Annotated in this window: 11 protein-coding genes; 7 read left to right on the forward strand and 4 right to left on the reverse strand. The window is 53.4% G+C overall.

All coding sequences use genetic code 11. The features are described from left to right. Positions 1-38 precede the first annotated feature (38 nt). From PXG97_RS00270 to PXG97_RS00290, 5 genes are all read left to right on the forward strand, one after another. Positions 39-1,874: a glycoside hydrolase family 15 protein gene (locus tag PXG97_RS00270; protein WP_276495704.1), complete on the forward strand. Its 1,836-nt coding sequence runs from the start codon at positions 39-41 to the stop codon at positions 1,872-1,874. A 312-nt stretch (positions 1,875-2,186) separates the two neighbouring features. Continuing rightward, on the forward strand, positions 2,187-2,729 hold the full coding sequence (gene hslV / locus PXG97_RS00275) for an ATP-dependent protease subunit HslV (protein ID WP_276495705.1): 543 nt from the start codon (positions 2,187-2,189) through the stop codon (positions 2,727-2,729). A gap of 21 nt (positions 2,730-2,750) precedes the next feature. After that, entirely contained in the window at positions 2,751-3,317 is a 567-nt protein-coding gene (locus tag PXG97_RS00280) for a Crp/Fnr family transcriptional regulator (RefSeq protein WP_276495706.1), read from the forward strand. Positions 3,318-3,381: 64 nt separating this feature from the next. Further along, complete coding sequence (locus PXG97_RS00285; protein WP_276495707.1) at positions 3,382-3,699, forward strand: DMT family transporter; 318 nt, start codon at positions 3,382-3,384, stop codon at positions 3,697-3,699. 129 nt (positions 3,700-3,828) lie between these two features. After that, on the forward strand, positions 3,829-4,800 hold the full coding sequence (locus PXG97_RS00290; protein WP_276495708.1) for a deoxyhypusine synthase family protein: 972 nt from the start codon (positions 3,829-3,831) through the stop codon (positions 4,798-4,800). A 79-nt stretch (positions 4,801-4,879) separates the two neighbouring features. Here PXG97_RS00290 and PXG97_RS00295 read toward each other — a convergent pair whose 3' ends face one another. Together PXG97_RS00295 and PXG97_RS00300 are read right to left on the reverse strand one after the other, a co-directional pair. Next, the gene (locus PXG97_RS00295) at positions 4,880-7,096 is read right to left on the reverse strand and encodes a catalase (protein ID WP_276495709.1); all 2,217 of its coding nucleotides are present in this window, start codon (positions 7,094-7,096) and stop codon (positions 4,880-4,882) included. A gap of 403 nt (positions 7,097-7,499) precedes the next feature. Further along, positions 7,500-8,051 carry a 2'-5' RNA ligase family protein gene (locus tag PXG97_RS00300; RefSeq protein ID WP_276495710.1) on the reverse strand — a complete coding sequence of 184 codons (552 nt, stop codon included), beginning with the start codon at positions 8,049-8,051 and terminating at the stop codon, positions 7,500-7,502. 306 nt (positions 8,052-8,357) lie between these two features. Between PXG97_RS00300 and abc-f the strand changes: the two genes are divergently transcribed. Together abc-f and PXG97_RS00310 are read left to right on the forward strand one after the other, a co-directional pair. Next, positions 8,358-10,286 (forward strand): ribosomal protection-like ABC-F family protein, encoded by a 1,929-nt coding sequence (abc-f, locus tag PXG97_RS00305; RefSeq protein ID WP_276495711.1) that lies wholly within the window; start codon positions 8,358-8,360, stop codon positions 10,284-10,286. 168 nt (positions 10,287-10,454) lie between these two features. Next, the gene (locus PXG97_RS00310; RefSeq protein WP_276495712.1) at positions 10,455-11,291 is read left to right on the forward strand and encodes a hypothetical protein; all 837 of its coding nucleotides are present in this window, start codon (positions 10,455-10,457) and stop codon (positions 11,289-11,291) included. Between the two features lie 228 nt (positions 11,292-11,519). Here the strand turns inward: PXG97_RS00310 and treZ are convergent, their stop codons facing one another. Both treZ and PXG97_RS00320 read right to left on the reverse strand, forming a co-directional pair. Further along, the gene (treZ, locus tag PXG97_RS00315) at positions 11,520-13,367 is read right to left on the reverse strand and encodes a malto-oligosyltrehalose trehalohydrolase (protein WP_276495713.1); all 1,848 of its coding nucleotides are present in this window, start codon (positions 13,365-13,367) and stop codon (positions 11,520-11,522) included. A 25-nt stretch (positions 13,368-13,392) separates the two neighbouring features. Beyond that, entirely contained in the window at positions 13,393-14,994 is a 1,602-nt protein-coding gene (locus PXG97_RS00320; protein WP_276495714.1) for an alpha-amylase family glycosyl hydrolase, read from the reverse strand. Between the last annotated feature and the right edge of the window lie 319 nt (positions 14,995-15,313).

Below are 15,313 nucleotides of genomic sequence, written 5' to 3' on the forward strand. Positions count from 1 at the left end.
CGTAGGAAATAGCCTCTCCTTGTCGATAACAAAAAAGTATGAACGAAGGCCACCAAAAGTACTTACCCATAGAAGACCATGGGATCATCGGAGACCTGAACACCGTCGCGCTGGTGGGGCTCAACGGCACCATCGACTTCATGTGCTTCCCGTACTTTGACTCGCCCTCCATTTTTGCCTCGCTTCTGGACGCTGAGAAGGGGGGCTGCTTTTCTGTCAGCCCCATCGTCCACGATGGCATCAAGCACAAGCAGCTTTACCTGCCCGATACCAACGTGCTGCTCACCCGCTTTCTGTCGGACAATGGCATCGGGGAGATAACAGACTTCATGCCGGTGGAAGAGCTGGACCAGGGCAGCGAGCTTATCAGAAGGGTATCCTGTGTGCACGGTGACATGGCCTTCCGGATGCACTGCAGCCCGCGCTTTAACTACGCCAAGGCAGCGCATGAGGTAAGCCTGGTAAACGAGAACGAGCTCCTGTTCAGCAGCAGCGGCCCCGACGGGATGGTGATCCGCCTAAAAAGCAGCGTGCCGCTGCAAGTGGAAGGCAGAGACGTGACAGCCACGTTTAGCCTGAAGACAGGGGAGAAGGCGGATTTTATACTTGAGCATGCCACCTGTGACACACCTTCTGCTTACGACCTGGAGCATTTTGTTACCAAGAGCCTCTATGACACGATCGATTACTGGAAAAACTGGGTAGCCAGCTGTAGCTACAGAGGCCGCTGGATGGATATTGTGAGCCGCTCTGCCCTCGTGCTGAAGCTGATGACCTCTCATAAGTACGGATCCATGGTGGCGGCCCCTACTTTTGGGCTGCCCGAGGAGATCGGGGGTGTGCGCAACTGGGATTACCGCTATACCTGGATACGGGATGCCTCCTTTACAGTGTATGCCCTGCTGCGGCTGGGCTACAAGCAGGAGGCCAAGGACTTTGTGGATTGGGTGGACCGCCAGTGCGACGATGTGGGAAGCGCAGGCTATCTGCGGCTGATGTATACTTTGAGCGGGAAGCTGGAGCTGGAAGAAATTAGCCTGGATCACCTGGAGGGGTACAAAGGCTCCAGCCCTGTGCGCATCGGCAACGGAGCCTACGATCAGGTGCAGCTGGATATATATGGAGAGCTTTTAGACTCCGTGTACCTCTACGACAAGTATGGCACCCCGATTTCCTGGGAGTTCTGGAACGACCTTCGCCGGCAGGTGGAGTGGGTGTGCGACAACTGGCACCGCAAGGATGAGGGTATTTGGGAGGTAAGAGGCGGCAAAAAGCATTTCCTGTACTCCAGGATGATGTGCTGGGTGGCCATAGACAGGGCCATGAGGATCGCCAACCATCATTCGTACCCGCTTCCGGCCAGGTGGCGGGAGGAGCGTGATAAGATATTTTTCTCTATACATGAGGAGTTCTGGGACGAGAAGCTGCAGTGCTTTGTGCAGTACAAAGGGGCGGAGACCGTGGATGCAGCCACCTTGCTGATGCCGCTGATACGCTTCATCAGCCCCAAAGACCCCCGCTGGATCTCGACCATGCAGCGCCTGGAGGAGCGGCTGGTGTCTGATGCGCTCGTTTTCCGCTACCGCACCATAGAGTCCTTCGACGGGCTTGCGGGTGGGGAAGGCACTTTCTCGATGTGCACGTTCTGGTACGTGGAGTGCCTGGCAAAATCAGGGCAGGTGGACAAAGCTAGGCTATACTTCGAGAAGATGCTGGGCTATGCCAACCACCTGGGCCTGTATGCTGAAATGCTGGGGCTGAAGGGAGACCACCTGGGCAACTTTCCGCAGGCGTTTACCCACCTGGGGCTTATTAGTGCAGCGCTTAGTATAAACGATGTGCTGGAAGGGCAGGAGAACAAGCGTAAGCTGTAGGTGGTTGTTAGTTGACCGTAATTTGTTGTTCCATGTGCTTTTTTAGATGATCGTGAGGTGTATTTATAGTTTTATACTTCTGAAGTCGTAATCCGCACGCGCTATACTTTCAGATCGCTGTTCACCAAGAGCAAGGCGTCTATCCTTCAACATTGATTTCCCTATACCTCTCTACCTCTTTCTTCCTACCGGCCAATCTGGCACAGTTTGCCCTTTTGGCTTTTTGTTTGCTTTTGCCGTAGCTTTACCAAGGTTGGCAGGCTGCGAAAAGCGGCCGCTGCCCATGTATCACAACATACAAGTATAAATCTGATGACGAAGATAAGATCAACCACCGTGTGCGGTATTTACCATAACGGCGAGGTGGCGCTGGGAGCCGACGGACAGGCCACCATGGACAAGCACATCGCCAAAAGCAACGTGAAGAAGATCCGCAAGTTGCTGGACGGCAAGATCGTAACCGGTTTTGCGGGCTCTACGGCCGATGCCTTCACGCTACTGGAGCGCTTTGAGGAGAAGCTGAACGCTTACCAGCACAACATGAAGCGTGCCGCCATAGAACTGGCCAAGGATTGGCGCAAAGACCAGTACCTGCGGAAGCTGGAGGCCATGATGGTGGTGGCTAACAAAGATGAGCTGCTGATTATTTCGGGCACCGGCGATGTGCTGGAGCCGGACAACCAGATTGCTGCCATTGGTTCCGGTAGCATGTATGCGCATGCTGCCGCTTTGGCACTTAAGAAGCACGCCCCACAGCTGTCGGCAGAGGAAATGGTGCGTGAGGCCCTGAATATCGCGGCCGATATCTGCATCTACACCAACCACAACATCATCATCGAGAAGCCAGCGCAGTAACGTACTGGCTCATTCGGAAGCGTGCACACCGTTCTAACATCCATAAGGCAGCTGTACCCGCTCTCGGAGGGGACCTTTGGGCAGCTCACATCGCTCATGCAGCGGCTGGAGCTGCCCAAAGGCCATATCCTTTTCCGGGAGGGAGAGGTTAGCCACAAGGTGTTCTTTATCGATCAGGGCATTGCCCGCGCCTTTTGCTACCGCAACGACCAGGAAGTAACCTTCTGGTTTGGGGCAGAGGGCGATCTGATTTTCTCCTACTACAGTTATGTGGCGAACCTGCCCGGCTACGAAACCGTGGAGCTGCTGGAGCGCTCGGTGGTGTATGCCGTGGACCTGAACCGCCTGCAGGAACTGTACCTATCCAACATAGAGCTGGCCAACTGGGGCCGCAAGCTGGCCGAGTATGAGTTGATAAAAACAGAGGAACGCTTCATGGCTTTCCAGTTCCAGTCTGCCACGGAGCGGTACAAGGCGCTTCTGAAGCAGAACCCCGAGTTGGTGCAGCGGGTGCAGCTGAACCAGATCGCCTCTTACCTGGGCGTGACGCAGGTTACGCTGAGCCGCATCCGGGCTGAGGTGCGGTGATTTTTTATCATTTGTTAAATTTCTTCCGGCCCATACTTCGGACCTTTGCAAAAGAGATAAAGAAATGGGCTGGATCTACCTTATCATTGCGGGGCTTTTTGAGATCGGGTTTACCACCTGCCTCAAGCTCTCCGACAACTTCACGAACCTGAAGTGGTCGGTGGGGTTCTTCGTTTGCATCTCGGCCAGTTTCTTTCTTCTCAACAAGGCCATACACTCCATCCCGCTGGGCACCGCCTATGCCGTTTGGACAGGAATAGGCGCGGTGGGCACTGTGCTGATGGGCATCCTGCTGTACCGCGAGCCTGCCGATGCCTGGAGGCTGTTTTTCATCTGCCTGCTCATTGGGTCCATCATTGGCCTGAAGCTGGTGTCGCGGTAGGGGCAGGGATGCGGTAGGGGCAGGGATGTTGATTTTAAGCTTATCTTTGCTGCTATGCAGCTTTTTTTAACTTGCCGCGCCTTGTAGGAGTATAAACACGAATCAGTAGATAGTATAAAACAGAGTAACATGAACGTATCAGAATTCTTAAAGAAACACTACAAACACTTTAACGCAGCCTCTCTGATTGATGCCGCCGAAGGATACAAAACACACCTGAACAATGGTGGCAAAATGCTGGTGACGTTGGCTGGTGCCATGTCTACGGCAGAGTTGGGTATTATTTTGGCCGAAATGATTCGTCAGGACAAGGTGCACGCCATCTCCTGTACCGGCGCCAACCTGGAAGAGGACATCTTTAACCTGGTAGCGCATGACTTTTATGAGCGCGTGCCGCATTACCGCGAGCTTTCTGCCGCCGATGAGGAAGAGCTGCTGAGCCGCCACCTGAACCGCGTGACCGATACCTGTATTCCGGAAGAGGAGGCGATGCGCCGCCTGGAGCACACGGTGCTTAAATATTGGGTGAAGGCTGACCAGGAAGGCAAATCCTACTTCCCGCACGAGTTTTTCTACCAGATCCTGCTGAGCGGAGACCTGGAGCAGTATTACCAGATAGACCCGAAGAACAGCTGGATGCTGGAGGCTGCCAAGAAGAACCTGCCGATCATTTGCCCGGGCTGGGAAGACTCAACTTTGGGTAATATCTACGCCGGCCACGTGATCAGCGGCGACATTAAGAATGTGCACACGGTGAAAACCGGTATCCAGTACATGATGGAGCTGGCCGAATGGTATACCCAGACCGCCAAAGAAGAATCCACCATCGGCTTCTTCCAAGTTGGTGGTGGTATTGCCGGCGATTTCCCGATCTGCGTGGTGCCGATGCTGCACCAGGACCTGCAGCGCGATGGGGTTCCGCTTTGGGGATACTTTGCCCAAATATCGGACTCTACCACGAGCTATGGCTCCTACTCGGGGGCGGTGCCGAACGAGAAGATTACCTGGGGCAAGCTGGGTAAGGACACACCAAAGTACATGATCGAGTCGGATGCCACCATCGTGGCGCCGCTGATTTTTGCACTGGTGCTGGATATGTAATCCCTGAAAAAGGAAATATGAAAATGGCTGCAGGAGTAAACCTGCAGCCATTTTTACTTACTGGCCTATGCCTAAGGCCCTAAGCTGGCACCATGTCTTTTTCTTCGCGGTCCCAGTGGCGGTGCTTTTTGATGGCTTCAATAAATCTCTCGGCAAACTCATCGGCGTCTGCGTCGTTGCCGGCTGTTACAACGCCTTTGTCGCTCACCACCTTGCCAGAACTCTCTCCGGCAAAGTCTACCCCCATCACAAACGCTTTCTCCAGCAGCTTCAGGCCATGGCCTGAGGTGGCGATAGACTTGCAGTGCTTAAAGGCTTCGCTGATAAAGTGGAGGGCATCGCCTTCCTGCAGGAGGGCTGCTATACTTTTTTCTCCGTCCGGGATGTAGATCGCGTCAAACATGATGGAGCCGGTGGTCACGTGGTTCTTATCCACCTCCACCTCCTCACCGTTGCTTGCCTTGCGTTTGCCCAGCAGCTTGGAAACGATTTTTACGTGTGCCCCGGCCTCCTGGAGCGCCTGCCTCACCTGCACCAATTCGTTGCAGTCAAAGCCGTCTTCCACTAGTATGGCTACTTTCCTGGACTTGGCGGTCTCAACCTTATCCCTGCGCTCCATACTTACAAAAACAGTATCTTTTACCGATTTGCCTTTCTTCATCTTCTCGCTGGCTTCATTATCCTCATACCGGCCAGTGGACTCCTGATCGAAATTCTGGGGAACCTCCACACCAATGCCTGCGGCCACGCGCTGTGCAAGCTCCATGGACACTTTAGAGAAGTGGCCCACCATACGCTCCCGGATCTCCTTAGACTCCACTTTGCCTAGCTCGAAATGCGCTGCATTCACAATGTGCTGCTTCTCTGGAGCCGTCATGGAATTCCAGAACAAAGTGGCCTGGCTGTAGTGGTCGCCGAAGCTGGCGCTGCGGGCACGTATCTTGTGCCCTTCTACCTTCTCGGTGTAGTGCACGAAGGCGCCTTCGCTTTCAGGGGCCATTTTGGGAGAGCCGCCGCCCAGCGAGTTTGGCCAGTAATTCGCCTTGCCTTTGTCTATGGTGTAGCGCATGAACCCGGCTCCCTGGTTGTTGTTTACCGGAACCACCGGCCGGTTGATCGGCAGCTCGGTGAAGTTGGCGCTGTTAAAGCGGTTCAGCTGGGTGTCCACGTAAGAAAAGAGGCGGCCCTGCAGCAGCGGGTCGTTGGTAACGTCTATGCCCGGCACCAGGTTGCCCGGGTGGAAAGCCACCTGCTCGGTTTCGGCGAAGAAATTGTCCGGGTTGCGGTTCAGGGTCATCAGTCCCACGGGCCTTAGTGGCACGAGCTCCTCCGGTATAAGCTTGGTCGCGTCCAGCAGGTCGAAATCATACTTAAACTCATCCTCTTCCGGCACCAGCTGCACGTTCAGCTCAAACTCAGGGTAGTCACCCATTTCAATGGCCTCCCAAAGGTCGCGGCGAAGCCAATCGGGGTCTTTACCGGCCAGCTTCTGCGCCTCGTCCCAAAGCAGGGAGTGTACTCCCAGCTTCGGCTTCCAGTGGAATTTCACAAAAGTGCCTTTTCCGGCTTCGTTCACAAAGCGGAAGGTATGCACCCCAAAGCCGTCCATCATCCGGAAGCTGCGGGGGATGGCCCTGTCGGAGAGTACCCACATGATCATGTGGTTTAACTCGGGCATAAGCGAGGCAAAATCCCAGAATGTGTCGTGCGCGGCAGAAGCCTGCGGCATCTCGTTGTCGGGCATCGGCTTGATGGCGTGCACCAGGTCCGGGAACTTGTTGGCATCCTGAATGAAGAAAACAGGCATATTATTGCCAACCAGGTCATAGTTCCCTTCTTCTGTAAAGAACTTAGTGGCAAACCCCCGCACGTCGCGTACGGTGTCGGCAGAGCCTCTGGAGCCTACTACGGTGGAGAAGCGGACGAACACCGGCGTCTTTGTGGCGGGGTTGGTTAAGAATTTTGCCTTTGTGAATTCCTTGAGCGAATCATCGTATGGCTGAAAGAAGCCATAAGCGCCCGAGCCTCTGGCATGCACCACACGCTCTGGCATCGACTCGTGGTCGAAGTGGGTCATTCGCTCCCGGAAATGAAAATCCTCCAGCAGTGTGGGGCCTCTGGAGCCGGCTTTAAGGGAGTCCTCGGAGTGGCCAATCCGCACACCTTGCTCTGTGGTGAGATACTGCTCTGAGTTGTCTCTCCTGAAATCATCCAGCTGCCTGTTCTTGCTGTCTTCATCCACCATTCTATTGTGCGTGCGCTCATGATGCTCGCCTGTGTTCTTGTTGCCTTTCATAGTTGTTTTTATACTTCGTTAAAACTTAGAATTGTTGTGGGTGCTACCAGAGGTGGCGAGAGCATGTTTGGCCTCGTGTACGGCGCCATGCGTGCCGCATGCCCGCTAGAAATTACGGAGACAAATAGGAGTGTGTTGGATTTTTTAAACCCAAAACGATATTAAAATAAGATTAAAATTAGCTTATTCCGGGATAATGAAAGGCGAAGCTCGGAGGCAGCACCCGCACCTGGAGCGGAGAAATCAGACAGATAGGGTTCAGGCGTAAACTTAGAAGATGGGGTATTGAAAAGTTACTGCTGGGGAGCCTCTAGAACAGGTGACGGCGTGCGTTGCACTTTAAAAAGGGAGTGGGGGCAAAGGCGGCTGCCCGATCAGGGGAAAATATTCGAGGGGCCTCGCCCTAAAAGATAAGCTCCGGCCTGCCGAAACGGAATTCCTCGTCTTTCAGGTAATACTCACCGCATTTCTGCAGGATCGTGAGGTTGTCTAGCGTTATCTCCCAGTTAAAGTTAAACTGGCACAGGTAGGAGAGTACCGGGCCAAGCAACTCAGGCGTGGTGTCGCCAAGGGCGAGGGTAATGTGGGGCAGCCAGAGGTTCGTGTTATAGTACACTCCCATCTCAGTGCTCATCTCGGAGATGTCGCGGTGCAGGCGGCTGTGCAACTGGTTTAGCGGGGGGGTGCGCAGCACCGGGATGTAGATGACGGGGTTCTCGCCGGGGAAAATACCCAGGCCCGTGGTGCGTATAGAGAAATCCTGTACTTCCAGGCAGGTTTGCTCCAGGTACTGCTTTAGCTCCTCCATATCCGGAACCTCAGCCGTTAGCAGCGTCAGGTGCGGGTAAGGCGTGATTTTAACACCATTAAGGCCGAATTTTCTTTCAAGTTTTTCGGTTAGCTCCGTAACGCGCTCCGAGGTTTGCTTGTCCAAAAGCGAGGCAATCGCGATCATATAGTAAAGCTTTCAGTACATCAATCAGCCATACCTGTCCAGGCGGCAATGTGCATAAATTATCTAAACGGCACCCCTTCGTAATGGTTTACCTGCCGCGCAGTAATGTTCTCGTGTGCGGCCTGGCGGCAAGGCCAGGGCAGCAGTTCGGGATTCATGCACAACACAAGCAGCAAAAGTACAGGATGTTCCATTCATAAACAATTGCTGCTATGCATGCAGAATGCGCACTATTTCTGCCTTCCGGATGTTTTCATCTCACCCGTAAAATTAAGTACCTTTGCTTCTTAAAGTAAACCGGATCGCATGATTTCCATCAATAACCTGAACTTCCACTTCGGCAGCCGCATCATGTATGAGGATGCCAGCCTGCATATCAAACCAAAAGATAAGATTGGCCTGATCGGCCTGAACGGCACAGGCAAGTCTACTTTGCTGCGCCTGATCGTGGGCGAGTACACCCCCGACAGCGGCAGCATCCAGATGAGCAAAGACACCACCCTGGGGTTCCTGAACCAGGACTTACTGAGCTATGAGACCCATGAAAGTATACTTGCCGTGGCTATGCAGGCGTTTGGCGAGGCGTTGAGCCTGCAGGCCGAGATCGACAAGGTGCTGGTGGAGTTTGAGAATAACTTTCATGATGATCTGGTAGACAGGCTCGCGACCCTCCAGGAGCGCTTTGAGGCGCTGGGCGGCTATACCATGCAGGCTGAGGCCGAAGCCATACTGGAAGGACTCGGTTTTACCACCGAGGAGCTGCAGCAACCCCTGAAATCCTTCTCCGGAGGTTGGCGCATGCGCGTGATGCTGGCCAAGATACTGTTGCAGAAGCCGTCGCTGCTCCTGCTCGACGAGCCTACCAACCACCTGGACTTACCTTCCATCAAGTGGCTGGAGTCTTACCTGGAGCGCTATGAGGGGGCCGTGGTGATTGTCTCACACGACCGCGAGTTCCTGGACCGCACCACCAACATGACCGTGGAGGTATCGGGCGGAAAGCTGAACGCTTACGCCGGTAACTACAGCTTCTACGTGGAGGAGAAGGAGCTGCGCAACGAGATACAGAAAGGGGCTTTTGAAAACCAGCAGGCGCAGATCAGGCAGGCAGAGCGTTTTATCGAGCGCTTTAAGGCCAAGGCCACCAAAGCCAAGCAGGCGCAGAGCCGCCAGAAAATGCTGGACCGCATGGAACGCATTGATGACGTGGCTCCTGATGCGGCCAAAGTGAACTTCAGCTTTAAGTTTAATACCCAGCCGGGCCGCCACATCCTGCGCCTTGAGCACATGAGCAAGGCCTATGGTGAGAAGGTGATTTTCCGGGACACTAACGTGCATATTGAGCGCGGCGATAAAATAGCCCTGGTTGGCGCCAACGGTAAAGGTAAATCTACGCTTCTGCGCATTATAGCCGGCACCGAGCCGATAAAAGGCAAGCGGGAGCTGGGGCATAACGTGATCCTGTCCTTTTACGCACAGCACCAGCTGGAGTCGTTGAACGTGGAGAACGACATGCTGACGGAGCTGCAGCAGGCTGGTTCCGGCAAAACAGAGGTAGAGCTGCGTACACTGCTGGGCTCTTTCCTCTTTACCGGGGATGAGGTCTTTAAAAAGATCAAGGTGCTGTCGGGGGGCGAGAAGAGCCGGGTGGCCTTGGCCAAAACGCTTATTTCGGAGGCCAATTTCCTGATGCTCGACGAACCTACCAACCACCTCGACATGCAGTCGGTTAACATCCTGATTCAGGCGTTGGAGCAGTATGAGGGCACGTTTGTGGTGATCTCCCACGACCGCTACTTTGTAGAGAACGTGGCTACCAAGATCTGGTATATTGAGGACTATCAGCTGAAGGAGTATCCAGGCACCTACCATGAGTATGAGGCGTTTCAGGAAAAACGTGAGCGCGAGGCAAAGAGAGATGCGGCCGCCGCACCGACACCTGCCAAGGCCGAGAAACAGCCACGGGAGAAAAGCGAGTTTTCACAGCTCTCTAACCAACTGAAGCAGGTGAACAGGCAGGTGAACGAAGTGGAAAAGGAGGTAGGGGAGCTGGAGCAAAAGCTGGCAGCACAGGAAAAGCATTTGGCAGACCCACAGGTATTTGGCGATGTGGAGAAGTTGCAAAAAGCGACAAAGGACTTCGAAAATTTAAAGTATAAGTTGGATAAAAAACAGGAAGAGTGGGAGCGCCTAATGCTGGAGGCTGAGGAAATTGAGACAAAACTTGCTGACTAATCCCTCTTTAAATACTCGCTACAATAGCCCCTGAAGGTATTAGGCCTCAGGGGCTTTTTTATTCGTTTAAATTCAGTGCAATTATGTTGTTACTATAGTGTTAATTTTTTGTAACCTTTTGGTTAAGTATTAATATAACACTATTATATATTGATTATAACCATGGCTATGAAAGAAACTATACCAACTATTGACGTTAATACCACGGATATACCCAGATTTGATGAAACAGAAGGCTTAAGCTTTAAATTTAAGGGAAGGAAGTACCTGAGCTGGCTCTACAGGGCTGCTTTTGTGCTGGTTGTGCTCAACCTTATCGCCATAGCCTCTAAGTTTTATACTGATCACCCAAACGCCTGGGGCATTATCCCGCAGTTCGAGCTCGATAACGAACGAAATATCCCAACCTATTTCTCCTCATTTATCCTTTTACTCTCGTCTGCCTTGCTCTTTGTCGTGTCGGTACTGAAGCAAAGGCAGTTCAGCAGGTATACTTGGCACTGGCGGCTACTTGCCATCGTCTTTTTATACATGAGCGTGGATGAGTCGGCCGGGGTGCACGAGATGCTGATCTACCCGCTCCGCGATAACTTTCAGTTTGGAGGCATCTTTTACTTTTCCTGGGTGATAGTGGGAGCGGTGCTGGTGCTGGGGCTTGGTTTATACTACCTGCGCTTTCTCCTTGCCCTGGAGCCGCCACTCAAAATGGGGTTATTGTTAGCAGGCGCCTTGTATGTAGGCGGAGCTTTAGGTGTGGAGCTACTTGGGGGCTATTATGCAGATACTTATGGGCTGGATAACTTTACCTATGGCCTCATTACCACGGCAGAGGAGACGCTTGAAATTTTAGGTGTTCTAACCCTGCTGAACGTGCTTTACAATTACCTGGAGCGGCAGCTTTCTTCCGTGCGTCTCAACCTGCGACCTACCGCCGCCGCGGCCGACTTTTCTAGGGAGCCGACGCCCAAACTGCATGTTTCGCGGCAGCTAGAGAAACTTAATTGAGCTTTTACCTGAAGAATTCTGGTAAAGCAATTTTTACTAGATAATTGTAGTCTCTCTATGTGCTTAAGTATAGCGCGTGGAGAGACTACAGTTATAGACGCTGTTTGTTTTGCTTTTAGTTTAGAGGTAAAAAATTTTTGCTAGCGGGCAGATTTTCAGGATATTGCCTTAGCTCATGTAGTGCCATCAAAAGCATTGCTGGTGTTTTAAAGGAGGTTAGTCGCTGGCTTAATTTACAAGTATAAGCACACATAGCGGCGGTAAAACTATGGTTTGGCTTGACGCGAAGGAGGCGGGAAGGGGGATTGACTCGCTTGCATGCTGCATCCAATGCGCGTCTTTAGAATATAGCACCGGTTCATACTTCTCCTTGGCCTCAGGCAGTATATACTCCAGCTCCATCTCAGAAAGGTTAAAGAGGCAGAGCAGTTGTTGCTGCCCCCCTTCGCTTTTCCGGCCGAGCACAAACCCCTGCTGGCCCAGCGCCTGAGCCCACACACTGTCTTTATTGAAACACTGCAGAGCTGGCATCCGTTGGCGTAGCCTGATCAGGGCCTGGTGCCATTGGAGTAACTGCAGGTGCTTTCCAGTTCCCCGCTTTTCCCACTTGAGTTTAGAGTCCTCGTAGGTTTGTTCAGCCTGAGGGTTTGGTGGCTCGCCTTCCCATTTGTAACTGGAAAATTCTTCTTTTCGCCCTTCCTGCACCGCCTTGATCAACTGCGCATCGGAGTGGCTCACAAAGTATAGGAACGGCGCCTCCTCGCCATACTCTTCTCCCATAAACAGCATCGGGATGTACGGGGAGAGCAGGAGGGCAGCGGCCGACAGCTTAAGGCGCTCGAAATCCACCAGCTTGCTCATGCGTTCACCCAGCACGCGGTTCCCGACCTGGTCATGGTTTTGAGTGAAAACGATGAACCTGTCTCCTAGCAGGGATGCCGAAGAGGCGCCGAATCTTTTCTTGCGGAACTTGACGTACTCGCCGCTGTGCACAAAGCCATCGGTATAGGCTTTAACCAACTGCTGCATCTGGCCAAAGTCCTCATAGAATTTAAGTCCTTCCTTATCCAGCAGCACATACAAAGCATGATGAAAATCATCGAGCCATTGGGCCCTGAATCCAAAGCCTCCTGTCTCCGGAGGCTGTACCACGCGCGGGTCGTTCAGGTCGCTTTCGGCTATCAGGTAAAAAGGGCGGCCAAGCTCGTCCGATGCCTGCCTTGTTTTTTGCGCGAGCAGTTCCCAGATGGAGGTGGCGCTTTGGTCGAAAATCGTGTGGATGGCATCGAGCCGGAGCCCGTCAATGTGGAAGTGTCGGAGCCAGTACAGGGGATTGTCTGAGATATAGGAGCGCACCCCATCCGAGTAGGCCCCATCGTAGTTAATGGCTTTGCCCCAGGGTGTTTTATACTTATCCGTAAAGTATGGCCCATACTTCTCCAGGTAGTTGCCCTCCGGGCCCAGGTGGTTGTACACCACATCCAGCAGCACGGCCATCCCTTTGCTGTGGCAGACATCCACCAGCCGCTTCAGTCCATTGGGGCCACCGTAGGAGTGCTGCACGGCGTACGGAAAAACACCGTCGTAGCCCCAGTTGCGGCTGCCGGGGAACTGGGCCACCGGCATAATCTCAAGCGTATTGATGCCCGTTTCTTTCAGCGCATCCAGCCGCGGAATAATTGCCTCGAAGGTGCCTTCCGGTGTGAAGGTGCCCACATGAAGCTCATAGATCACCATCTCCTGGAGCGGCAGGTTTTTCCAGTCTTTGTCTGTCCACGTAAAGGAGGTGTGGTCTACTACCTCAGAGGGGCCATGTACCCCTTCGGGCTGGTAAAAGGAGGCTGGATCCGGAAAGTCGCCTGCTCCGTCCGGGTTAAAATAATAGCGGGTGCCGGGCTCCACATCGTTCACCTCTGCGCTGAAGTAGCCCCACGCATCTTGCTCCAGCCGTACTTCGCGCTCGCGTGGGTGCACCAGGTGCAGCGCTATGCTCTTTTTTTCCGGTGCCCACACGGTAAAGCGGCAGCGGCCCTTGCCTTGCGGTACGGCGCCAACGGGTGTCATCCACTCCTGCATAAAAGTAAAAACAATTAGGAAGCCCTTATTTTAACTCTATCAGCAGACCCTCGTCGCCGTACAGGCTGATGCTTCCCCCCACCTGCTGCCCCTCGCGCTCCGGAACGGTAGCCAGCACCACGCTGCCTTTGTAGTTTTGGTGCTCCTGCCGGAATATGCAAGGTTTATGGCTTAGGTTTAGCACCACCAGGTACCGCTTGCTGTCGCTCTTCCTTATAAAAGCTACCAAGGGGCCGCTGGTGATGACCGGTACATAGTCGCCGACATGCAGTGCCGGCTCCTGCTGCCGCATCCGTAGCAGGCGGCGGTAGAACGAGAGCATGGAGAACTCATTCTCCTTTTGGGCAGCCACGTTCAGGCGCTTGTAGTTCTCTGCTAGGGGCAACCACGGCTCACCGTCCGTAAAGCCGGCGTTTTCACTGCTGTCCCACTGCATCGGGGTACGGGCGGGGTCGCGGCTCAGGTCCTTGTCGGGCATGTTGAGCCCCTGTGGGTCCTTTATCTTATCCGGCGGAATGGGCACGTCGCGCATACCCAACTCATCGCCATAGTATAAGGTTGGCGTACCGCGCAGCGTGAGCAACAGCATGGCAGCTATTCTTGCCTGTGCCTGGCCGATACGGCTGGTAATGCGTGGCTGGTCGTGGTTTCCTATCACCCAGTTTGGCCAGCCATCCTCGGGCAGGGCGCCCTCATACTCATCTATGTGCGAGCTGATGCTGCGGGCATCCCAATCCATGGTGATGAGTGTGAAATTGAAAGGCAGATGAGTGCCACTGTTCTCGTGCCCGTAGTAGGTGACGAGGCGGTGCACAGGCAGGTAAATCTCCCCAATAAGCACACGCTCCTCGTACTCATCGGTAACCTGGCGCATTTTGGCCACAATGTCGTGCACCTCCGGCTGATCGGTGGAGTAGGCGGGGATCAACTGCTCATAGGTAGCCTGGTGCGTTTTATAGTCGGGGTTGGTGGGATTGTCGCGCAGGTGCTTGTCTTTGATCATGTGCCACATCACATCCACCCTGAAGCCGTCCACGCCTTTGTCCAGCCAAAAGCGCATAGCATTAAACATGGCTTCCTGCACCTCCGGGTTGCGCCAATTCAGGTCAGGCTGCTCCTTCAGGAAAGCGTGGTAATAGTACTGCTCTGTTTTCTCATCCCACTCCCAGCCACTGCCGCCGAACACGCTTAGCCAGTTGTTTGGCTCAGATCCGTCTTCCTTCGCGTCTTGCCAAATGTACCAGTCCCGTTTCGGGTTATCGCGGGAGGAGCGGGACTCCAGGAACCAAGGGTGCTCGCTGGAAGTATGGTTGGGCACCAAGTCGAGGATTAGCTTCATGTCACGGTTGTGCACCTCCTCCAGCAGTTGTTCAAAATCCTGCATGGTACCGAATAGCGGGTGGATGCCACAGTAGTCAGAAATGTCGTAGCCGAAGTCAGCCATAGGAGAAGGGAAGATAGGGGACACCCAGACAGCTTTGACTCCCAGCCACTTCAGATAATCCAGCCTGCTGATGATGCCCTGCAGGTCTCCAACGCCATCGCCGTTAGAGTCTTGAAAGGACCGAGGGTATATTTGATAAACCACCCCTGACTGCCACCAGAGGTACTTTTGCTCTTGCTTCATAGTTGCGTGTTTATGTGCGGGCTTCTGTTTCAGTTAGGTTTCTACGCAACACAGCTTCTCGGGATGTGTAATTGGCCGGGATAGCGCTTAAGCAAAGGAAGCGAACGGCCCGACGCCGCTGGAAGGACCAGAGGAATTACGTAGCATGGTACAAGAACTACAGGAATAGGAGTGTGATTTTAAAAATTTTTTATTGAAAAAAGGGGAGGTGGTTTAGTGCTGCTTCAGGAAAGGTGCTCTTAAATTGTACTTTGAACTATGAGGCGCAATAATTTAATATAACCTATTTGTGTTGATTTAAAACTCTATATATTTGTAT

It is taken from the genome of Pontibacter litorisediminis (genome assembly GCF_029360645.1).
Classification (GTDB): domain Bacteria; phylum Bacteroidota; class Bacteroidia; order Cytophagales; family Hymenobacteraceae; genus Pontibacter; species Pontibacter litorisediminis.

Excerpts from the sequence above, each read along its gene's own strand:
- PXG97_RS00270 (WP_276495704.1), top strand. The coding sequence starts at position 39 with ATGAACGAAGGCCACCAAAAGTACTTACCCATAGAAGACCATGGGATC.
- hslV (WP_276495705.1), top strand. The coding sequence starts at position 2,187 with ATGACGAAGATAAGATCAACCACCGTGTGCGGTATTTACCATAACGGC.
- PXG97_RS00285 (WP_276495707.1), top strand. The coding sequence starts at position 3,382 with ATGGGCTGGATCTACCTTATCATTGCGGGGCTTTTTGAGATCGGGTTT.
- PXG97_RS00290 (WP_276495708.1), top strand. The coding sequence starts at position 3,829 with ATGAACGTATCAGAATTCTTAAAGAAACACTACAAACACTTTAACGCA.
- PXG97_RS00295 (WP_276495709.1), bottom strand. The coding sequence starts at position 7,096 with ATGAAAGGCAACAAGAACACAGGCGAGCATCATGAGCGCACGCACAAT.
- PXG97_RS00300 (WP_276495710.1), bottom strand. The coding sequence starts at position 8,051 with ATGATCGCGATTGCCTCGCTTTTGGACAAGCAAACCTCGGAGCGCGTT.
- abc-f (WP_276495711.1), top strand. The coding sequence starts at position 8,358 with ATGATTTCCATCAATAACCTGAACTTCCACTTCGGCAGCCGCATCATG.
- PXG97_RS00310 (WP_276495712.1), top strand. The coding sequence starts at position 10,455 with ATGAAAGAAACTATACCAACTATTGACGTTAATACCACGGATATACCC.
- treZ (WP_276495713.1), bottom strand. The coding sequence starts at position 13,367 with ATGCAGGAGTGGATGACACCCGTTGGCGCCGTACCGCAAGGCAAGGGC.
- PXG97_RS00320 (WP_276495714.1), bottom strand. The coding sequence starts at position 14,994 with ATGAAGCAAGAGCAAAAGTACCTCTGGTGGCAGTCAGGGGTGGTTTAT.